General features: G+C 73.2%; 20 protein-coding genes. 11 read left to right on the forward strand and 9 right to left on the reverse strand.

Annotated elements, in window-relative coordinates; genetic code table 11:
* The first annotated feature begins 79 nt into the window (after positions 1–79).
* Complete coding sequence (locus tag AC07DF_RS13445; protein ID WP_478970124.1) at positions 80–850, forward strand: GAF and ANTAR domain-containing protein; 771 nt, start codon at positions 80–82, stop codon at positions 848–850.
* A gap of 73 nt (positions 851–923) precedes the next feature.
* On the opposite strand, the gene AC07DF_RS13450 is transcribed toward AC07DF_RS13445, so the two are convergent.
* Positions 924–1,712 carry a hypothetical protein gene (locus AC07DF_RS13450; protein WP_478970126.1) on the reverse strand — a complete coding sequence of 263 codons (789 nt, stop codon included), beginning with the start codon at positions 1,710–1,712 and terminating at the stop codon, positions 924–926.
* A 326-nt stretch (positions 1,713–2,038) separates the two neighbouring features.
* On the opposite strand from AC07DF_RS13450, the gene thrS reads away from it, so the two are divergent.
* Complete coding sequence (thrS, locus tag AC07DF_RS13455) at positions 2,039–3,322, forward strand: threonine--tRNA ligase (RefSeq protein WP_478970971.1); 1,284 nt, start codon at positions 2,039–2,041, stop codon at positions 3,320–3,322.
* A 10-nt stretch (positions 3,323–3,332) separates the two neighbouring features.
* On the opposite strand, the gene AC07DF_RS13460 is transcribed toward thrS, so the two are convergent.
* A complete protein-coding gene (locus AC07DF_RS13460; RefSeq protein ID WP_478970128.1) occupies positions 3,333–3,890 on the reverse strand; it encodes a pyridoxamine 5'-phosphate oxidase family protein in 558 nt (185 codons plus the stop codon).
* Positions 3,891–4,068: 178 nt separating this feature from the next.
* On the opposite strand from AC07DF_RS13460, the gene AC07DF_RS13465 reads away from it, so the two are divergent.
* Complete coding sequence (locus tag AC07DF_RS13465) at positions 4,069–5,025, forward strand: nucleoside hydrolase (RefSeq protein ID WP_478970130.1); 957 nt, start codon at positions 4,069–4,071, stop codon at positions 5,023–5,025.
* A 158-nt stretch (positions 5,026–5,183) separates the two neighbouring features.
* Here AC07DF_RS13465 and AC07DF_RS13470 read toward each other — a convergent pair whose 3' ends face one another.
* On the reverse strand, positions 5,184–6,140 hold the full coding sequence (locus tag AC07DF_RS13470) for an LAETG motif-containing sortase-dependent surface protein (RefSeq protein ID WP_478970132.1): 957 nt from the start codon (positions 6,138–6,140) through the stop codon (positions 5,184–5,186).
* 285 nt (positions 6,141–6,425) lie between these two features.
* On the opposite strand from AC07DF_RS13470, the gene AC07DF_RS13475 reads away from it, so the two are divergent.
* Positions 6,426–8,108 (forward strand): glycoside hydrolase family 13 protein, encoded by a 1,683-nt coding sequence (locus tag AC07DF_RS13475; protein WP_478970134.1) that lies wholly within the window; start codon positions 6,426–6,428, stop codon positions 8,106–8,108.
* A 179-nt stretch (positions 8,109–8,287) separates the two neighbouring features.
* Entirely contained in the window at positions 8,288–8,410 is a 123-nt protein-coding gene (locus AC07DF_RS13480; RefSeq protein WP_478970136.1) for a hypothetical protein, read from the forward strand.
* On the opposite strand, the gene AC07DF_RS13485 is transcribed toward AC07DF_RS13480, so the two are convergent.
* Positions 8,404–8,895, reverse strand: a complete 492-nt coding sequence (locus tag AC07DF_RS13485; RefSeq protein WP_478970138.1) for a hypothetical protein — start codon at positions 8,893–8,895, stop codon at positions 8,404–8,406. The genes AC07DF_RS13480 and AC07DF_RS13485 overlap by 7 nt on opposite strands.
* A gap of 1 nt (position 8,896) precedes the next feature.
* Positions 8,897–9,271, reverse strand: coding sequence for a DUF6479 family protein (locus AC07DF_RS13490; RefSeq protein ID WP_399021906.1), 375 nt, complete (start codon positions 9,269–9,271; stop codon positions 8,897–8,899).
* A 127-nt stretch (positions 9,272–9,398) separates the two neighbouring features.
* Here AC07DF_RS13490 and AC07DF_RS13495 point away from each other — a divergent pair, with 127 nt between their 5' ends.
* Positions 9,399–10,253 (forward strand): hypothetical protein, encoded by an 855-nt coding sequence (locus AC07DF_RS13495; protein WP_478970140.1) that lies wholly within the window; start codon positions 9,399–9,401, stop codon positions 10,251–10,253.
* Between the two features lie 143 nt (positions 10,254–10,396).
* On the forward strand, positions 10,397–10,810 hold the full coding sequence (locus tag AC07DF_RS13500; protein WP_478970142.1) for a DUF5994 family protein: 414 nt from the start codon (positions 10,397–10,399) through the stop codon (positions 10,808–10,810).
* A gap of 16 nt (positions 10,811–10,826) precedes the next feature.
* On the opposite strand, the gene AC07DF_RS13505 is transcribed toward AC07DF_RS13500, so the two are convergent.
* The gene (locus tag AC07DF_RS13505) at positions 10,827–11,189 is read right to left on the reverse strand and encodes a DUF1304 domain-containing protein (RefSeq protein WP_478970144.1); all 363 of its coding nucleotides are present in this window, start codon (positions 11,187–11,189) and stop codon (positions 10,827–10,829) included.
* Between the two features lie 247 nt (positions 11,190–11,436).
* Positions 11,437–12,012: a TetR/AcrR family transcriptional regulator gene (locus tag AC07DF_RS13510; protein WP_478970146.1), complete on the reverse strand. Its 576-nt coding sequence runs from the start codon at positions 12,010–12,012 to the stop codon at positions 11,437–11,439.
* Between the two features lie 74 nt (positions 12,013–12,086).
* Between AC07DF_RS13510 and AC07DF_RS13515 the strand changes: the two genes are divergently transcribed.
* The 4 genes from AC07DF_RS13515 (at position 12,087) to AC07DF_RS13530 (ending at position 18,271) form a co-directional block, all read left to right on the forward strand.
* Positions 12,087–13,928 carry an ABC transporter ATP-binding protein gene (locus AC07DF_RS13515; RefSeq protein WP_478970148.1) on the forward strand — a complete coding sequence of 614 codons (1,842 nt, stop codon included), beginning with the start codon at positions 12,087–12,089 and terminating at the stop codon, positions 13,926–13,928.
* A gap of 108 nt (positions 13,929–14,036) precedes the next feature.
* Entirely contained in the window at positions 14,037–15,935 is a 1,899-nt protein-coding gene (locus AC07DF_RS13520) for a hypothetical protein (RefSeq protein ID WP_478970150.1), read from the forward strand.
* A 171-nt stretch (positions 15,936–16,106) separates the two neighbouring features.
* On the forward strand, positions 16,107–17,597 hold the full coding sequence (locus tag AC07DF_RS13525; RefSeq protein ID WP_478970152.1) for an MFS transporter: 1,491 nt from the start codon (positions 16,107–16,109) through the stop codon (positions 17,595–17,597).
* Between the two features lie 107 nt (positions 17,598–17,704).
* Positions 17,705–18,271: a tellurite resistance TerB family protein gene (locus tag AC07DF_RS13530; protein ID WP_478970154.1), complete on the forward strand. Its 567-nt coding sequence runs from the start codon at positions 17,705–17,707 to the stop codon at positions 18,269–18,271.
* 25 nt (positions 18,272–18,296) lie between these two features.
* Here AC07DF_RS13530 and AC07DF_RS13535 read toward each other — a convergent pair whose 3' ends face one another.
* On the reverse strand, positions 18,297–19,181 hold the full coding sequence (locus tag AC07DF_RS13535) for a serine hydrolase (RefSeq protein WP_478970156.1): 885 nt from the start codon (positions 19,179–19,181) through the stop codon (positions 18,297–18,299).
* Positions 19,178–20,179: a LysR family transcriptional regulator gene (locus tag AC07DF_RS13540; RefSeq protein WP_478970158.1), complete on the reverse strand. Its 1,002-nt coding sequence runs from the start codon at positions 20,177–20,179 to the stop codon at positions 19,178–19,180. The genes AC07DF_RS13535 and AC07DF_RS13540 overlap by 4 nt, the downstream gene beginning before the upstream one ends.
* Positions 20,180–20,197 lie beyond the last annotated feature (18 nt).

Here is a 20,197-nt window from a genome sequence, read left to right on the forward strand (position 1 = left end):
TCACCGGTCCGCCCGAACAGGCCCAGGAGCCCCAAAGCCCTCCCGCTGTACACCGGAGTGATCGAAGGAGGCGGTTGTCGTGCGGTCCAGGGACGACCCCGGCGGTGAGCCCGGCCCTCGCCGAACCGGCGGTGACCTGGACCCGGACGGGATCCGGGCCGCCGATGCGATCGCCCAGGGCGTACGGGGCGCCGAGCCCGGTGAGGTGCCGGGGCGGCTGTGCGAGGTCGCGGTCGAGCTGCTGCCGGTGGTCGGCGCGAGCGTGTCGCTGCGCAGCGACGGCATGCCCGTGCAGCTCAGCGCCAGCGACGCGCGCGCCGCGCAGCTGGCGCAGCTCCAGGCGACGCTGGGCGACGGCCCCTGCCAGAGCGCTGTGGAGACCGGCGCGCCCGTCCTCGCCTGCGACCTGGCGGCGGGCCGCGACGCCGGACGCTGGCCGGTCTTCGCCCAGGAGGCGACGGCGGCCGGGGTGCGCGCGGTGTACGCGGTGCCGCTGGGCAGCGACGCGGTGTACGTGGGCACCCTCGACCTGTACCGCGACAACCCGGGCGGGCTCACCGCCCGCCAGCTGCACGTGGCCCGGCTCGTGGCCGGTGTCATGACGGTGGCCCTGACGGCGCTGGCGCGCGGGGACGAGCCCGAGGCGCGGGACGGGGAGGCCTGGCTGAGCGGGCTGGCCACGGGCCACGACGAGGTCTACCAGGCCGTGGGCATGATCATGGCGCAGCTCGGCGTAGGCGCGGACGACGCGCTCGCGCGGCTGCGGGCGGACGCCTTCGCGCGCGGGCGCACGGCCCTCGAGGTGGCACGTGACGTGCTCGCCCACCGCACGCGCTTCGAACGGGACTGACGGGACTGACGGGACTGACGGGACTGACGGGACTGACAGGACTGACAGGACTGACGGGACCCAGGGGGTGCGGTCAGATCTGCGCCCGGCCCTGCTTCCTGAGATCGGTCAGCCGCTGCACCCCGAGCTGCACGGTCTGCTGCGTGACCTCCGCGTGCACCTCGTCCAGGCCGGCGTTGGTGACGGTGATGGCCTCCTCGCCGACGCGCGCGGCGGCGAGATCCATGGTGAGGTACGTCAGCTCGCCCTCCTCCGTCTCTCCGGCCAGCGTCACCCGCAGGGCCTGGCGGGCGTCCCCCACCGGAGGCAGCGGCATCTTGCTGACCTCGACGGTCTGGACGCCGCCGCGCGTGGTCGCGGCCGCGAACTGGCCGCACAGGCGGGGCAGCGACTTCATCCAGCCGAGGGCGCGGTCGACGTCCGCCGGGCGGTGGGCGGCGACCTGGTAGCGCAACTGGGCGTCGGTGTCGGCGTCGTCGAGCGCGGACACCGCGTGCGGGCCCTTCGGCGTGCCGAAGAGGTCCTCGGCGTACAGGGCGTCGAGCAGCCGCTGGCAGTCCCGCTTCTCCGTGGTCGCCTTGAGCAGCCCGTCCCGCCAGGTCCTGGCGCCTCGGGTCGGCCCCCACGGCTCGCCCAGATCGGCCTCGGTGATCAGCGCGGCCTGGGCCATGGCCTCGGTGAGGGCGGCCCCGGAGCCGGCGGGCTGCTCACCGGCGGGCGAGACGGCCGTGGCGGGGGCGGAGGCCGAGAACCACCGGGGCCGCGGCTCGTTGTCGACGGAACAGGCGGCCGTGGTCAGCAGTCCGGTCACGGACAGCGCGGAGGCGAGGAGGACACGGACGGTGCCCGGAGGGTGCGTCATCGGGGGTGCCTCCTGCGCGGGGCTCATGCGGAGGCGCCTTCTGGTGGGCGGGCTCTCCGAGATCGGGTCTGTGCTCTACGGCTACGGCACCACCGCGACGGTCTGCACACCAGTGCGACGGGCTGTTCGGGTGAGGTCGGGCAGTGCCGGTGCGAGGCCGAGGGGCGCCCAGGAGCACCGGGGCCGAAAATCCGTCGCCCGGGCGCCGACGCCCTGTTACGGTCACGCCCATGCAGCGCGCCCAGCCGTTCCCGTCTCTCACGACGACGCCGGAGAGTGTCCCGGCGCGCTGACAGCTGACCCAGATGTCCGAAGCCCCGGGGCGAGTGCCCCGGGGCTTCGTCGCGCGGTGCTCGCCCCGGATCCCGAAGATTTCGAGGGAGACCACCGTGCACGACCACCGCCGGCTCGGCCGCGAACTGAACCTCTTCGACACCGACCCGCTGATGGGCGCCGGGCTGCCGTACTGGCTGCCCGACGGGGCGATCGTGCGGCACACCCTGGAGGAATACATCCGCGAGGCGGAAGGGCGGGCCGGCTACCGGCACGTCTACTCGCCCGCTCTCGGCAAACGCGAGCTGTACGAGATCTCCGGCCACTGGGACCACTACGGCGACGACATGTTCCCGCCGATGGACCTGGGCGCGGAACAGGTCCTGCTGCGCCCCAGCCTCTGCCCCCACCACGCCCTCATCTACCGCTCCCGCTCTCGCAGTTACCGCGAACTGCCCCTCCGCATGGCCGAGTTGGGCGGCATGTACCGCTCGGAGCTGTCCGGCGTCCTCGGCGGGCTGACCCGGGTGCGGGCCATCACCCTCAACGACGCGCACATCTTCTGCACCCTGGAGCAGGCCGTCGAGGAGGCCCGGGCGGCGCTGGAGCTGATCGGCCGCGCCTACGAGGATCTGGGCATCCGCGCCTCCCGCCACCGTCTCTCGCTGCCCGGCGAGGGCGGCAAGTACGTGGCCGACCCGGAGCTGTGGCGGCGGGCCACCGCCCTGCTCCGCGAGGTCCTGGACGGCTCCGGCATCCCCTACGAGGCCGCCGAGGGCGAGGCGGCGTTCTACGGCCCCAAGATCGATGTACAGATCACCGACCCGGCCGGCCGCGAGTCCACCCTGTCCACCGTCCAGATCGACTTCCACCAGCCCGAGCGCTTCGACCTGCACTACATCGGCGCCGACGGGGCCAAGCACCGGCCTGTCATGGTGCACCGCAGCATCATCGGCAGCGTGGAACGCGCGGTGGCGCACCTCCTGGAGACCCATGGGGGTGCGTTCCCGGCGTGGCTGGCGCCGGTGCAGCTGGTCGTCCTGCCGGTCGCGGAGGAGCAGGCGGACGCCGCCCACGCCCTCGCCCGCCGCGCCCGTGAACTCGGCCTGCGCGCCGAGGTGGCGGGCCCCGAGCAGGGCACCCTCGGCGCCCGCGTCCGGGCGGCCCGGCTGGTCCCGTACCAGGCGGTGATCGGACAGCGGGAGGCCGCGGCGGACCTCGTGGCTCCACGCCTGCGGGACGGCCACCAGCCCCCCTCCCTGCCCGCCGCCGAACTGCTGCGGCAAATCGCCGGCCGGGTGGCCGCCCGCGGCACCGAGCTGTGGGACGGGTCGTAGGAGGACGGGCTCAGAACGACCAACGCGTATGGGAGTAGACGCCGTTGTCTCGCCCGAAGCCGTACGCCGTGTCGGGGGCGACCGCGTACACGATGTCCTCGCCGCTGCGGAACGCGTCGCCGATGCCGTGGAAGGTGCCCTCGGGGGAGGTGATGTGCGGCCCGTACTGCTCCTCGTACGCCGCGATCACCTCCTCCAGCAGCGCCGGGTCGGTGACCGGCCGCGCCCTGCCCTCGACCACCAGGTCGAAGCCCTCGGTGAGGGAGTTCGCCCCGGTGGTCAGCGCGCAGTGCGCGTCCCGCTCGAGGTTCTTCGCCTTCTGCTCCTGCCGGCCGGTGGAGAAGTACAGCACCCCTTCGTGCCAGGCGGCGATGACGGGCGTGACGTGCAGCCTGCCGTCGGGCCGGACCGTGGACACCCAGAAGATCTCGGCGGCCCCCAGCCGCCGCTGCGCCTCGTCCCACTCGGTGGCGGTGACGCCCGAGGCGCCGGGGCGGGGGTTGAGAGCGGAGCTGTAGCGGGGGTCGAGCTCGGTGGTGGGCTGCTGCGCGGGACCCGGTGCCGGCATGGCGTCTCTCCTGTCGTCCTCTGCTGTCTCTGCTGTCTCTGCTGCTTCGGCTGTCGTCTTCCCTGCGGTCTCCCTACGTCCTTCCCGTGTGCGCCCCGGCGTCGGTTCGCCCGTTCGAGGGGCGCGTAGGGTCGCTCGTACGGAGCCCAGCCCGGGACCGGTGGAAGGAGCCCTCGCTGTGACGGACGGTCAGCCCATCCCGGTGATCATCGACTGCGACACCGGCGTCGACGACGCCCTGGCCCTGCTGTTCGCCGTACGGCACCCGGCGCTCGACGTGCGCGCGATCACCTGCGTGGCCGGGAACACGGACGTGGACGGGGTCGTCCGCAACACGCTGACCGTGCTGGAGGTGGCCGGTGCCGGGGACATTCCCGTGGCCCGGGGCGCCGAGCGGCCGCTGATCGAGCCGGTGCGGACGGCCCGGCATGTGCACGGTCAGGACGGCATGGGGGATCTGGGGCTGCCCGCGCCGACCCGGGTGCCGGTCGACGTGGACGCGGTGACGCTGCTGCGCCGCGAGATCCTCGCCTCGCCCCGGCCGGTCACGCTCATCCCCACCGCGCCCCTGACGAACATCGCGCTGCTGCTGCGGACACACCCCGAGGTGACCCGCAACATCGAGCGGATCGTGTTCATGGGCGGCGCGGTGGCGACCGGGAACGCCACGCCGGTCGCGGAGTTCAACGTGTGGCACGACCCGGAGGCCGCCGCGGTCCTGCTCACCGCGGGGGTGCCGATCACGATGTACGGCCTGGACGTGTTCAAGCGGGTCCTGGTGCCCGCCGGGGAGGTGCAGCGGCTGCGCAGCAGCGCGGAACCGACTCTGCGGCTGGCCGGTGAGCTGCTCGCCCACCGCGACCCGGCGACCTCGGGCGACCCCACGCCCATGGGGGGCCTCGGCGACGCGGGCGCGATCTGCGCGGTCGTCGACCCGAAGGGCATCACCACCGAGGCCCTGCCGGTCGAGGTCGTCCTCGCCCCGGGTCCCTCCCGCGGCCAGACGATCGTCGACCGCCGTCCGCGCCCCGGTGAGTCCGAGATCCACGAGGGCGTGCGCGAACAGCCCCTGGTGGACGTGGCACTGGATGTGGACGTGGAGCGGTACGTCAGCCTGTATCTGGAGACGCTGTAGCGCGGGAAGCCGGCGGCGGTCGTCCGACGGCCGGTCCACCCGCCGCAGGAATCGCTGACCCGCCCTGCCGCAGGCTTGGAGGGGTGACGGCAGGGCGGGGAGTGGGGGCCTGGCTCAGGTGCGGGGGCCCTGGCTCAGGCGCACGGCGGTCGTGCGGCTCAGGCGCCGGAGGCGTTGCGCTTGGCCGTGCGGCGGCGGGTGACGATCATCATGGCCGCGCCGCCCGCCAGCAGGGCCGCCGCGCCGAAGGCGATCGGGCCGGTGCTGCTGTTCGCGCCGGTCTCGGCGAGGTCGCCGCCACCGCCGTTCGGCTTGGGGGCGGTGGGCGTCGACTCGGAGGCGGACGGGGTGGGCGTGTCCGTGTCGGAGGACGGCGGGGTCGAGGGCTCCGCGGGCTCGGACGGGGAGGCCGGGGGCGTCGACTGCTCGGCCGGCGGCTTCGGCGGCTCCGAGGGGCTGGCGGGCGGGCTGGACGGGGGCTGGGTCTCCGCCGGCGGAGGCGTCTTCGTGCAGTCCTCCGTGCCGCCGTTCCAGGCCGCGATCAGCTTGTCCTTGATGACCGGGCGGTCCGGGCCCTTGGGCAGCTCGCCGTGCTCGAAGCCGTCCTTCGCGTCGAGTTCGCCGTCGAACTTCACCGCGCCCCGGTACAGGTCGATCTGCCCGAAGCAGCCCTTGTCCGGGATGGCGATGTCGAGCGAGTCGGTGGCGCCCGGCTTGACCGTCACCGTGTCGAAGTCGACGAACACCTGCTCGCCCGAGGTCCCGAAGGTCGCGCCGTGGGCGAGGTAGGAGGCGAGGGAGGCCGTGCAGGTCGCCGCGTCACCGGCGGTGCGGACCTTGATGTGGACCTTGCCGTCCTCGGTCGGCTTCAGGTTCTGGTCGTCGACCTTCACCGAGTCGTGGAAGTTCGTGCCGTCGAGCGAGAACTGGCAGCGGTCGGTGCCGGTCTCCGTCCCCGCGCCCGTCCCGGGCTTGTAGCTGCCGCCGGACGACCAGCCGTCGCCGCCGGGCGTACCCTGCGCGAACGCGGTGGTGGCGGAGGCGGCGCAGAGGGCGAGGGCCGCGGCGCCGGTCCCCAGCAGGCGTCGCGCGATGACACGTCTCGCTATGGACATGCGATCCCATTTCTTGGCGTATGCCGGAACCCGGGTGACGGCAGCAGGGCAGCACGCGGCGGCCGGCCGTACCGGGGTGAGTGGTCTGAGAAACACTGGGCCCATTGGTCATATGCGCCACAGTGCGACCTCATCGTGGCGGCGCCGCGGCACGCTGTCAACCTGCGGATATGCAAAGGGAGTTACTCCCTCATCACACTTTCATCACAGCGGGAATGGATCACTCCGACCACCCCGATGTTTCCTTTTTCCGGCATTCTGGACAGATTCAATGCTGTCGCCCGTATGCCCTGCGAAGGAGACCGCGTGACCGATCGCTCCACTCTCGACCTGTCGTCCCGGGATCCCGACTGGTGGCGGCAGGCCGTCGTCTACCAGGTCTATCCCCGCAGCTTCGCCGACGCCGACGGCGACGGACTCGGAGACCTGCGCGGCATCACCCGCCGTCTCACCCACCTCGCCGCCCTGGGCGTGGACGCCCTGTGGCTGAGCCCCTTCTACCCCTCCGAGCTCGCCGACGGCGGCTACGACGTCGCCGACCCCCGGGACGTCGACCCGCGCCTGGGCACCCTCGACGACTTCGACGCCCTGGCCGCCGAGGCCCACCGCCTCGGTCTGAAGGTCATCGTCGACATCGTGCCCAACCACTCCTCGCACCGGCACGTGTGGTTCCAGGAGGCGCTCGCCGCCGGTCCCGGCTCGGCGGCCCGCGACCGCTACGTCTTCCGCGACGGCCGCGGTGAGCACGGCGAACTCCCGCCCACCGACTGGCAGTCCGTCTTCGGCGGCAGCGCCTGGAAGCGCGTCCCCGACGGGCAGTGGTACCTGCACCTGTTCGCCCCCGAGCAGCCCGACCTCAACTGGGAGAACCAGGAGGTCCGCGCCGACTACCGCACCACCCTGCGCTTCTGGTCCGACCGCGGGGTCGACGGCTTCCGCATCGACGTCGCCCACGCCCTGGTCAAGGACCTGAGCGAACCCCTGCGCGACCTCGGCACGCACGCGGCGGGTGGCGAGGAGGCGCTCGCGGGCATGCCGCCCGGCACACACCCCCTCTACGACCGTGACGACGTGCACGAGATCTACCGCGACTGGCGCAAGATCCTCGACGCCTACCGCCCGCCCCGCATGGCCGTCGCCGAGGCCTGGGTGCCGGGTGCCCGGCGGGCGCTGTACGCACGTCCGGACGAGCTGGGCCAAGCCTTCAACTTCGAGTACCTGGAGGCCGGCTGGGACGCCGATGAGCTGAGGCAGGTCATCACCGACTCGCTCGCCACCGCCCGGGCCGCCGGGGCCTCGGCCACCTGGGTGCTCTCCAACCACGACGTCGTACGCCACGCCTCACGGCTGATGCTGCCGCCCGGCACCGACCTCAACGCCTGGCTCCTGTCCGGCGGTCACGCCCCGGCCGTCGACGAGGCGGCCGCACTGCGCCGGGCCCGGGCGGCCACCCTGCTGATGCTGGCGCTGCCCGGCTCGGCCTACGTCTACCAGGGCGAGGAACTCGGCCTGCCCGAGGTCGCCGACCTGCCCACCGAGGTGCTCCAGGACCCGATCTGGGAGCAGACGGGGCATGTCCGCAAGGGGCGTGACGGCTGCCGGGTGCCGCTGCCGTGGACGACGGGCGGACCGTCGTACGGCTTCGGGCCCGGTGGCGCCTGGCTGCCGCAGCCGTCCGGCTTCGCCGCGTACGCCGTCTCGGCCCAGGACGGGGTGGAGGGCTCCACCCTGGAGCTGTACCGCACGGCCCTCCGGCTTCGCCGCAAGCTCCTTGCCGGAGAGGAGCTGACCTGGGCGGCGGACGCGCCGGAGGGTGTGCTTCGGTTCGACCGGAGTGAGGGGTGGCGGTGCGTGACCAATCTGTCGGGCAAGGTTGTGCCGCTGCCGGCCGGTGAGGTGCTGCTGAGCAGCGCGCCCCTGGAGGACGGGCGGGTCGGGCCGGACACGACGGTGTGGCTCGGACGCTGAGCGCTCCGCTGGGTGGGGCCGTGGGGGGGCGTTTGGCGTGGGTCGTGGTTCGTCTGCGGCTGCGTCGTGGCTGGTCGCGCAGTTCCCCGCGCCCCTGAGGGCGCGGGGAAACCCGCGTGGGGCAGTTGGGGGTGCCGGGTGTGGGGGCGGGCGTGAGAATCGCTGGCAGGGTGTCGTCGATGTCCGTACAGGGAGTCCTGCCCGCGATGAACAGGTACAGCAGGAGAGCAGCCGTGGCGATGGCCGTCGTCGTGGGGGTGCTCGGGGTGCCGGGGCCGGCCGCGGTCGGCCCCGGTCAGTAGCGCACGGCCCGGGCCACCTCGGCCCGGACGTCGCCGGACACGTCGTGGGTACCGCGGGCGGTGGCCGTGGCGGAGTGGCCCGCCTGCACATTGCTCACCGTGACGATGACCGTGTCGATCAGCTGTTTCTCCGCGTCGGTGAAGTCGACCTGGACGGCGAAGGACCGGGCCGCGTCGTCGGTGTTGTCGACGGTGACCTCGGCCCGGGCCCGGCCGTCGGGGCCGATGGTGGGCGCGCCGACCTTCGCGTCGCCCTTGACGTCGATGCCGTCCTGGATGTCGTCGAGCCGACGTCCGGCCTCCGCCGTGGCCGACTCGACCGCCTCGGAGGCTCCCGAGGCGATCGAGCCGACCGCCGACTCCGCTTTGCTCGCGGTGTCCGAGGGGCTGTCGTAGCCGTCGCCGCAGCCGGTGAGCGCGGCGGCCAGGGCGAGCGTCAGCGCCGCTCCGCCCGTCGCCCAGCGCGCCCGGTGGCGGGCGGCCATGTCACGTACGCCCCAGGCCGCCGCCGCCGAAGGATCCGCTGGATCCGGGCGACCAACGGCGCGGTTTCTGGTCCTTGCCCGTCCTGGTGCTCGCGTGGTGGAGCTCATGGGGCAGCAGCCGCTTGCCGTCGGGTGTCATGATCGGCACGTCGTCGGGCTCCCGCCGCTCGCGCATCTCGTGGACCGGCCCGCCGTCCGGGACGTGTGGCTGTTCCTCCGGACCGGGGTGATGGGTGTCCTTGTCCATGACCCGCATCCCGACCCGTACGCCCCAGATCAGCGCGCAGGCCACGATCAGCCCGCAGACGAAGGCGATGGTCACGGCGATCGCGTGATCCGACGACGCCGCCAGCAGTTCATACGTGGCCGTTTTCATACTCCGAGTATCGCCGACGGATTGCCGTAAAGCGCCCGGAATGTCCGTCGGCAAAAACGGGGCAACCTCTGCCGCTCCGGTGACGACCTCACGGTGATACCCCGTCCCCCACACGAGGGAGATCACCATGCGCAGACATCTCGCGCGACTGATCACCGTGTTCGCCGTCCTGGCGGCGGTCTTCGCCACGCCCGGCATGGCGAACGGCAAGGCACAGGCCGCCGCCGACGAGTGGAACCCGCCCGCGAACCTCGTCCAGCCCCTGAACGAGGTCTGGCGGCACGTCGAGACGACCTACCCGAACCTGTACGGCTTCCGCAACTACGGCTGGGACCAGGTCATGGCCAACCGGGGAAGCGTCAACTACTGCGTCCGCTGGGAGTCCGACGCCCCGGTCAGCGCCGCCCTGCGCGACCGGATCCACGCGGCGCTGAAGAAGCAGTTCGGCAAGTGGATGACGGCCATGACCGAGAACGGCAAGGGCCACAACGCGTGGCCGTACACCAACGTCCCGGTCAACATCGTCGGCTGGGCCGTCAAGAACCGCTCCACCCTCCAGTGGACCGACAACTCCGTAGACATCTACGCCGGCAATCTCGACGGCGGCGGCGCCCCGCAGTGCTCCCCGGACTGCGGCCGCTTCTTCCACCAGGACGGCAACTACTCGAAGTGCCCGGGCGGGGCCGCCCGCCACTACGACCAGTCGCTGTGGCTGACCAAGGGCTTCCAGGGTGGTGCGGGCGGTGACTGGGGCCAGCGCATGGGCCAGGAGTACTTCACCGGCGCGCTGAACCAGGAGAACATCCACATCTACCTGCACGAGGTCGGCCACACCTTCGGCCTCGACGACTTCTACGACTGGTCGCCGACCGGTCAGTGCTGCTTCCTGATGAAGGCGGGCAGCGCCACCCAGATCACCGAGTTCGACAAGTGGATGGCGCGTGACTTCTGGCGCCACCTGAAGAACCGCTACGGCCTCTGACCGGCGGCGGGCGGTGCGGGCGCCCCGACCTCCGCACCGCCCTGCGGCGTACGGTGGAGGAACCGGGGGTATGCCGAAACCGGTGGCTGAACGGTCTCCTGGCCCCGACACCGCCGTCCCCCCCGTTCGCAGCAGGAGCCCCGATGACGTCCGCCTCCTCGTCCCCGCCGCCGCTCCCCGCCCCGCGGGACGTCCGGCTGCGGCTCGCCGAGCCCACGCGCTTCGGCCGTACGGCACGCCGGATCGACGGGGCGTGGTGGCCCCGCTCGGACGACCTGGCGCGGGAGCTGACCGGGCTGCTGGGTGTGCTGCCGCGCGCCTGGGGGCGCATCAGCAGCGTCCTGGTCCACGGGGACACCTGGCAGGACTGCCCGGAGCGGCTGGTCGTCGCCGGGCAGGCGGTGCACGTGGGCCGCACCGACTCGCCCACCGCCCCGCACACCGTCTGTCTGCTCGCGCTCGGCCGGGGCCGCTACGACCTGCTGGTGGTGCCGCCCGCGACAGCTCGGGCGGAGGCGGACCTGCTCATGGAGCGGGCCGTCACGCAGGGCGCGTGACGCCCGGCCCCGCGGCTCAGTGCGCGAGCAGCACCAGAGCGAGGGCGGCCAGCGCCGGGACGGTCTGCACGAAGAGGATCTTCCGGCTGGCGGTGGCCGCGCCGTAGACGCCCGCGACCGCCACGCACACCAGGAAGAACACCGAGACCTGGAAGCCCACCGGGTCGGACGCCACCGCGCCCCACAGCAGGCCCGCCGCGAGGAAGCCGTTGTACAGGCCCTGGTTGGCGGCCAGGGCCTTCGTCTCCGCCGCGAACTCGGCGGTGGTGCCGAAGGCGGCGCGGGCCCGTGGAGTGGTCCACAGGAACATCTCCAGCACCAGGATGTAGGCGTGGAGGGCGGCGAGAGCCAGCACCGCGAGGGTGGCGAGGGTCGACATGCACGCATCATCCCAGGCGGGCCCCGCCGTCCTCGCCCCGCCGTCCTCGCCCCGCCATCCTCACCTCACCGTCCTCGCCCCGCCGTCCTCGTTCGGGCCTCCCGGGAGGCGGCGGGCGGTGCCGGGTGGCAGATTGCGGGCAGTGGAAGGCCGGTCCGGGCCGACGCGTCCCCGCGTGTGCCGCTCGGGAGCCCGGCCCGGCCTTCCCGCTTACGGGTCGAAGGGGTTTGGAGCTGCCGTCACTGATCTACGGGGCGATGGCCTTGCGCAGGGTGTGCAGGCACAGCGTCATGGCGGAGTGCTTCGAGGCACCGGCGGTGCGGGTGTGCGCCCAGGCCGAGTACAGCAGGGACCAGACGAGGTCGCGGACCCACTCGTCGTCCAGCTCGAGGTCGATGCTGCCGTCCTTGTGCCCGCGCCGGACCGTCCGCAGGAAATGCTGGTCGGCGGCGGTCTCCTCGTCCCAGCCCGACCAGGTCGCCAGCGGCGGCGTCTCGAACATCAGTGTGAGGCCGTCGCCGAGCTCGAAGTACTCCTGGCAGAGCCGCTCCAGGGCCTTGGCGGCCGGGCCGTCGTCGAGCCGGGCGCGCCCGGTCGCCGCCGCGACCTTCTCCAGGATGTCCGCGCCGATGGCCGCGAGCAGGTCGGAGCGCTCGGGGAAGTAGCGGTGGACGGTCGTACGCCCCACACCCGCCGCCGCGGCGACGTCGCCGAGTGACGCGGTCGGGTCGGTAGCCAGCAGGCCGATGGCGGCGTCGATGATGGCGCGCCGCGTGCGTGCCCGGGTTCCGCTCTCGGCCGCCCCGCTCCGCTCCTCAACCATGCGCATACGGTAGCGCGTCTTCCATGATGAAAATCGCTTGACCGTTATGGAACATCGGTGTTCCACTCGGCGTCATGACTGTTCCGGAAGGTACGTCCCGCAAGGTGTCCGTCCCGCGGCTGCGGATCCTCTGGTCGTTCGCCCGGCCGCACCGGCGCTCCCTGGCCCTGGCCCTCGTCCTCGCCCTGGTCGGGTCCGGGGTGGGGCTGGCCACGCCCATGGTCACGAAGGGTGTGCTCGACGCGCTCGGCGGCTCGGACTCGCTGCGGGGGCCGCTGGTGGCCCTGCTGGTGCTGCTGGTGGTCGGCAGTGCCGTCATGTACTGGCAGTGGACGCTGCTCGGCGCGCTGGGCGAGCGGGTGGTGCTCCGGGCCCGTGAGTCGATGGTGCGGCGCTTCCTGCGCGCCACCGTCCCCGCCGTCACCCGGCGCCCGCCCGGCGAACTCGTCACCCGCGTCACCTCCGACACGGTCCTGCTGCACCAGGCCGCCACCGGCGCCCCGGTCGGCCTGATCAACGCCGTGGTCATGCTCTTCGGGACCCTGGTCCTCATGGGCGTCCTCGACCTGGTGCTGCTGGGCACGGTCGCGGCGGCGGTGACCGTGGTCGCCGTCCTGTTCGCCGTCCTCATGCCCGGGATCGCGACCGCGCAGCGGCGGGCCCAGGACCACCTCGGGCGGCTCGGCGGCAATCTGGAGGGCGCGCTGCGCGCGATCCGCACGGTGAAGGCCGGCCGGGCCGAGGACCGCACGGCCGAGCGCATCATGGCCGACGCGCGCGTCTCCGCCGAGCACGGCGTCCGCGCGAACCGCCGCGAGGCCCTGGCCTGGACGATCGCGCTGGCAGGCATCCAGCTGGCGATCATCCTGGTCCTGGGCGTGGGCGCCTGGCGGGTCGCCGAGGGCGACCTCGAGGTCTCCAGCCTCATCGCCTTCCTGCTCTACGCGTTCGGGCTGATGGACCCGATCAGCGAACTCAGCCAGAACGTCACCGCGCTCCAGTCCGGGATCGCGGCGGCGGAGCGGATCCGGGAGACGGACGACCTGGAGTCGGAGCAGGGTGAGGTTCATGAGGGCACGGTGCGGGAGGCCGTCGTGCGGGAGGCCGTCGCGGGCAAGGGTGCCGTACAGGACACCCCCGTACTGGAACAGGACACCCCCGTACTGGAATTGAGGGACGTCAGCGCGGCCTACGGCCCCGACGCGAAACCGGCCATGCGCGGCGTCGACCTGGTCATCCCGCGGCGCGGGCACACCGCGATCGTCGGGCCCTCGGGCGCGGGCAAGACGACCCTGTTCTCCCTGGTGCTGCGCTTCCTGGAGCCGAGCGGCGGTGAACTGCTCCTGGATGGCCGTGCCTACCGCGACCACAGCCACGACGAGATCCGGTCGCGTCTCGCGTACGTCGAGCAGGACACGCCGGTCATACCCGGGACGATCCGGGACAACCTGCTGCTGGCCCGGCCCGACGCGACGGACGCGGAACTGCGGCGAGTCCTGCACGAGGTACGGCTGGCCGAGAAGGTCGACGCACTGGACGACGGACTCGACACGCCCCTGTCCGGCGTGGCCGTCTCGGGCGGTGAGCGGCAGCGCATCGCCCTGGCCCGGGCCCTGTTGCGCACGCCGGACGTGCTGCTCCTGGACGAGGCGACGGCCCAGCTCGACGGGCTGACCGAGGCCGCCGTCCAGAGCTGCGTCCGCGCCCGCGCGGCCACGGGTGCCGTGGTCACGATCGCCCACCGGCTGTCGACCGTCATCGACGCGGACACCATCGTGGTGATGGAGGCGGGCCGGGTCCGCGCCCGGGGCGGTCACGGGGAACTGCTCGCCACGGACACGCTGTACCGGGAGCTGGTGGAGGCCCTGCGGATCGCGGCCCCCGCCGACTGCCCGGAATCGCCCCTTCTCGGTTGACCGACAGCCCCAGGTTTGATCAGCTGTCTCACTGGTCTTGTTCGATTCTGATCGAGCATTTCATGGCTCCCAGGGGGGGAGCTTGTGACAAGTTGGGGAGTTTTCTTGATGTATCGCGATCCCGCCGCGCCGCGTCGCGCCGGATTCCGGCGCGGCGCGGCCGCGTTGACCCTGCTGGCGCTGACCGGCGGAACGGCTCTGACCGGGGTTTCGGCCGCCGGTGCCGCCGTCCCCGCCGGGAAGGCGTGCGCGCCGACGGAGGGTTTCTCCGGCTGCCGCCTGTACGTCCCGACGGAGGGCGCGCAGGAGTTCAAGGTGCCGTCGGGTGTGACACAGCTGAACGTACGGGTCTGGGGCGAGGGCGGCACCGGCAACAGCATGGCGAGCGGCGGTGCGGGCGGCTTCGTCGGCGGCACCCTCAAGGTCACGCCCGGGGAGGCACTGAATCTCGCCGTCGCCGGGCCGCGCTTCGGTGACGCGCTCGGCGGGAAGGCGGGTGCCACCGGCGCAGAGCGCGGCGGGAACAGCAGCGCCATCCGCACGAGCGCCGGCGCGCCGCTGGTCGTCGCGGGCGGCGGTGGCGGTGGTGGCGGCGACATGGCCTATGCCCAGGCGGGTGTCGCCGGCGGCGAGTCGGGCCAGGACGCCTCCGAGAAGGGTCGCGGCGGCAAGGGCGCCACCGGCGCCAAGGGCGGCGCGGGCACCGGGAACGGCGCGGCGGGCGCCGACCAGGCCAAGGGCGGTGCCGGTGGTGCCGGCGGCGCGGGCAGGTACGGCGGTGGCGGTGGCGGTGCCGGCTACGCGGGCGGTGGCGGTGGCACGGGCGCCGAGACAGGCGGCTCCTCCGGCCAGGACGGCACCACCGGCAGCGGTGGCGGCGGCTCCAGCTACGCCGAGCCGACCCGGGTGGACGACGCCCGCCTCGTAGTCGGCTCCGGCACCAAGGCGCCGGAGAAGACCGACCCGTTCTGGGCTCCCTCCGACGACCCGGTCAACTCCGGAGTGGCCCAGGGCGGCGCCAACGCCCCCGGCGGCCCCGGCCGGATCGTCCTCCAGTGGCAGTCGGCCCCCGTGGTCGACCGGCTGACGCAGGTCTCCGGCACCGGCCAGACGGCCCAGCCGGGCGGCAGCGTCGACCCGCTGGCCGTGGTGGCCCGGGACAAGGACGGCAAGCCGGTCGCCGACACCTCGGTGACCTTCACGATCGAGGACCCGGACGGTCTGAAGCCCCTCTTCCATCTCACGGGCGGCCCGGACGACGACGAGACCGTCGTGGCGACCGACGCCCAGGGCCGGGCGCAGTCCCCGTACCTCGGGCTGGGCACCACCAAGGAGGGCGAGTTCACCGTCCGGGCGAAGACCCAGGGCGCGTCGACGGCCTTCACCGTGCGGGTCAAGGAGTCGCCCTACGTCGTGAGCGTCGCCGGCGGTGACGACCAGCAGGCCGAGCAGGGGCAGGACTTCGCCGAGGCGCTGCGCGCCAAGGTGGTCAAGTCGGGCCAGGCGGTGCCCGCCGGCACGGAGGTGGTCTTCCGGGTCGAGGACGGCAGCGAGGACGCTCCCCGATTCGGCGGCGAGGACCAGGTCGTCCGCGTCAAGACCGATGACTCGGGCAGCGCTGCGGCCCCGGACCTGACCGCCGGCGAGGGCACGGGCACCTACACCGTCGCCGCGTCGGTCGGTGACGCCATGACCCAGTTCGCGGTCGAGGTCGTCGCCGGTGACGGGCCCGGCTCGCCCTCCCCGAGCCCGACGACCGGCCCGACGACCGACCCGAGCCCCTCGGCCGACCCGAGCCCCTCGCCCAGCGCGAGTGAGTCCGGGACGACCGGTGGCAGCGGCACGACCACGGGCGGCGGCACCTCGACGAACCTCGACGGCGGCAGCCTCGCCTCGACGGGGGCGGGCGGCATCGGCCTCCTGCTCGCGGCGGCCGCGGCCCTGGCCACGGCGGGCTTCGCGGCGTTCCGCTTCGCCCCGCGCCTGAAGCCGCGCTCGCGCGACTGACCTGACCTCACGTCACCCCGACTGCCCGCACCCGATCACCGGGTGCGGGCAGTCGCCGTTTCCACCGCGGAGTTGAGGGTTGCCGGATGCCGGTGCCGCGAACTGCCCCGGGAGGACGGCCACGGCGGCGGGAAAAGTCTCCGGGGCCTCTTCAACGAAACGATTGAAGTCATGGATACCCGAGTCATCGAATCCGCCCCCGGGACCCGACGATGGTGGACGCTGTCGGCCGTGAGCGCGGCCCAGCTCCTCGTGGTCCTGGACGGGACCATCGTCAACATCGCACTGCCCTCCGCACAGCGCGCGCTCGGCATGTCCGACGGCAGCCGGCAGTGGGTGATCACCGCGTACGCCCTCGCCTTCGGCGGGCTGCTGCTGATCGGCGGCAGAGTCAGCAGCGCGCTCGGCCACCGGCGCACGTTCGCCGTCGGCCTGGCCGGCTTCGCCGTCGCCTCCGCGCTCGGCGGGGCCGCCGGGAACCCGGAGACACTCTTCGCCGCCCGCGCCTTACAGGGCGTCTGCGCCGCCGTACTCGCGCCCGCGGGGCTGTCGTTGCTGTCCACGACCTTCACGGAGCCGGGCGAACGCGGCCGGGCGTTCGGCGTGTTCGCCGCCGTCGGCGCCGCCGGATCGGCGCTCGGACTGATCGCGGGCGGGCTGCTGACCGAGTACGCCGGCTGGCGTTGGTGCCTGTACATCAACGTCCCGGTCGCGTTGCTCGCCGTGCTCGGTACGGCTCTCGTGCCGGCGGACCGCCCGGTCCGGCGCGAGGGACGGCTCGATGTGGCGGGCGCGCTGCTCAGCGCCGGGGGCTTCGCCGCCGTCGTGTACGCCTTCACCGAAGCCGAACCGTACGGCTGGGGTTCGGCGAAGGTGCTCACGCCGCTGGCCGCCGGGGTCCTGCTGCTGGCCGCGTTCGCCGTGGCCGAGCTCCGCGCCCCGCACCCGCTGCTGCCGATGCCCGTGCTGCTGCACCGCGCCCGTGCCGGGGCGCTCCTGGCGATCACCCTGATGTTCGTCGCGATGTTCGGCTTCTACCTGTTCATGAGCTACTACACCCAGACCGTCCTCGGCTACTCACCGGTCCAGGCGGGCCTGGTCCTGATCATCAACGCCCTGGCCGCCCTGCTCGGCTCCACCCTCCTCGCGGGGAAGCTGCACGGACGCGTCGCGCCCGCGGCGCTCATCGTGCCGGGCCTGGTCGCCGCGGCCGCCGGGGTGGTCGTCCTGACCGGGCTGACGGCGCGGAGTACGGACGTCCTGCCGCTGTATCTGACCCCCGCCCTGATCCTCACCGGGCTCGGTCTCGGCTGTGTCCTGCCCCCGACGGCCGCCCTGGCCACCACGGACGTACCGCCGCGCGACATCGGAGCCGCGTCGGCCGCCTACAACGCCTCCCAGCAACTGGGAGCCGCACTCGGCACCGCCCTGCTCAACACCGTCGCGGCCAGTGCCACGGCGTCCTACGTGGCGGAAGCCGGGCGCACCAGCCCGGCCGAGGCATCCGTCCACGGCTACACCACGGCCCTCACCGTCGCCTTCGGCATCCTGCTGGCCGCCGCGTGCGTCGCCGGACCGCTGATCGCGACCCGTGCCGCTCGGGAGAGCAAGGAGGACAGGGAGGACAGGGAGAGCTGGAAGGACAGAGGGAACAGGAGGTGAGAGAGGGGCCGGTTTTGCGGAACCTTTGCCCGGGGGTCGGGCGTTGACCCGGTGAGCGCGCGGGAGCGGGTTCGTGAGATGACTCCGACTAATACCGAGGTGACTCAATGGCAGTGTGGGACAAGCTCAAGGACCAGGCCAAGGCCTTCCAGCAGAACCAGAGCGGGCATGGCGCGACCGGTGGCCACGGCGCGACCGGCGGGCACGGCTCGGGCTCACGGTCCGGCGGTGGCAGCAAGGCCCAGCTGGTCGGGCTGTTCAAGACGCAGCTCGGGTCGCTGAAGAACGAGCTGAAGAGCGGTGCGTACCGGGACGCGAGCATGGCGATGTGCGCCCTGGTCGCTGCGGCCGACGGGCAGGTGGATCCCTCCGAGCGGCAGCAGGTCGAGTCGATGATCCTCAGCAACGACGTGCTGCAGAACTTCCCGCCGGAGCAGCTGCGCCAGCGCTTCAACAAGCATGTGGACCAGCTGACGATGAACTTCCAGCACGGCAAGACCGAGGCGATGCAGGAGATCGCCAAGGCCGCCAAGAAGCCCACCGAGGCCCGGGCCGTGATCCAGACCGGCATGGTCATCGCCGGGGCCGACGGCCACTTCTCCCAGGCCGAGGCGACGGTCCTGCGCGAGGCCTGCGCGACGCTGGGGGTGTCTCCGGCCGAGTTCCAGCTCTGACCACCGGCGCGGCGGCCCCGTCGGCCTACCTGGCAGCGCGCAGCGCGTCCACGGCCAGGCGGGCCGCCGTGCCGATGACGGCGTCGGCCGCGGGCAGCAGCGCGGAGGTGCGGGCCGTGCGGGTGAAGACGGCGACGGCGTAGCGCCCCCCGTCGGGGTACTCGACGACGCCCACCTCGTTGCGCACGGTCGGCAGGCTCCCCGTCTTGCCCGCCACATGCACGTCGTCGAAGGGGAAGCCGGAGGCCATCCGGTGCGGCCACACCTGCAGCCCGAGGACGCGGCGGACGGCCGCGCCGTGCTCGGGCGTGCACGCCTCGTCGCGCCACACGGCGCCCAGCAGCCGTGTCATGTCGCGCGGGGTGCTGCGGTTGGTGCGGGCCGGGTCGAGCGCCCGCAGCCGGGTGACGACGAGCGGGTCGGCCAGCGCCCGCGCGCCACCGGAGCCGGCGTCCTCCTTGATGGTGGCCAGGAGCTCGCCGAAGGAGTGCACGACGTGGGTGCGGGTGAGGCCCAGACGGGCCGTGGTGCGGTTGACGGCGTCGAGACCCACGCGCTCCAGCAGCAGATCGGCGGCGGCGTTGTCGCTCACGGACATCATCAGATAGGCGAGGTCCCGCAGCGACAGCCGGGCGCCGTCGAGCATCGCGGCGAGCCCCGTCGGCCCGGTGGTGCGGCCCTCCGGCGGGCACTCGACCTGCTCGGTGAGGTCCAGGATCCCCGCCGCGGCCTGCTCGTGGAGCGTGACGAGCACACACAGCTTGTGGACGCTCGCGGTGCAGACCGGCTGGTCCGCACCGGCGTCGAGCTGGGCACCGGAGTCGATGTCGACGGCGTGCAGCCGGCCGGTGACCCCGGCGTCGGCGAAGGCCGCGTGGATGCGGGCGAGGGTGTCGGGGGGAGGGTTCAAAGCCAGTACTCCGAGGCCGGGCGCAGATGGAGCGGGCGGGAGGGCACGTCGGGGGTCGCGCCCGCGGTGGTGCGCAGCGCGTGCGTGGCGGCCTCGGCGAAGGCGGCCACGGCGGCGTCACCGCGTCCGCCGGGCCAGGCGACGGAGTGCCGCAGGGCCAGCGGCGCCCCGGTGAGCGGACGCCAGACGACACCCCCGGCCGGTCCTCCGCGACGACCCTCGTCGGGGTCCGCGCCGCTCTCCCCGGGGCCGTGCGCGTCCCGAGGGCTGAAGGACACCGCCTCCGCCGACAGGACCAGTCCGCGGACGAAGCTGACGCCCTGGGCGTGCCGTACGGCGGGTGGGGTGTAGCCGTTGCGGGCGCAGGTGGTCAGCAGGTCGTCGTAGACGGCGGGGGCGCCCGTGCGGGGGAACAGGATCAGGTCGTAGCCGGTGAGGGAGGCGAGGGGGACCTCGTCGAGCCCGGCCGCCGACGCGTCGCGGGGCAGCAGTACGCCCAGTTCGCGGCGGAGCACCGGGCCCAGCTCCAGGCCGGAGACGTCACAGGGGTGGTGGATGAGCCCGACGTCCAGCTCGTGCGCGGCGAACCGCTCCAGTTGCTGGGCGGTGGGCAGCTCGTGCAGCTCCAGTTCCACGCCGGCGCTGCCGGCGTCGGCGAAGCCCGCGAGCAGCGCGGCGACCGTGTCACCGGATATGTCGGGCGGCAGCGCGGCCCGCAGCAGGCCGGTCTCGCCGTCGCGGATACGGCGTGCGGTGGCCATGAGCGCCTCGGAGCGGGCGAGCACCTCCCGTGCCTCGGGCAGCAGCAGCGCCCCCGCCTCGGTGATGGTCACCTGCCGGCTCGTGCGCTCGAAAAGCCGGACGCCCAGATGCCTCTCCAGCCGCTGGACGCGCTGCGAGAGCGGCGGCTGCGCCATCCCCAGGCGAGCCGCGGCACGGCCGAAGTGTGACTCTTCGGCAACAGCCACGAAGCACTCCAGGTGCCGCACCAGGTCCACGAACAGTAACCATATCCG

This window comes from Streptomyces sp. NPDC044719 (assembly GCF_056433405.1).